Source organism: Nocardioides sp., assembly GCF_004803405.1.
GTDB classification, from domain to species: Bacteria; Actinomycetota; Actinomycetes; order Propionibacteriales; family Nocardioidaceae; genus Nocardioides; species Nocardioides vastitatis.
Window position 1 is genome coordinate 1 of the sequence record NZ_SSXI01000217.1, and the last position, 207, is coordinate 207.

Sequence of the window (207 nt, forward strand, 5' to 3'; positions counted from 1 at the left end):
ACGCGACGAGCGATCTCGGCGCGGTGCAGCGGACCGGCCTCGGCGACCGTGCGAAGAACGGCGGCCGCGTTGGACAGGCGCAGTGTGCGGAGCGAGCCCCCGGGCGAGTACGACGTCATGGTCGCAAGTATCTCGCGCGCCCGACCGACTCGGTTGCGACAGGAGTCGGATCCAGATCAGGCTCGGGCTCAGCCTCGACGAGGTGGT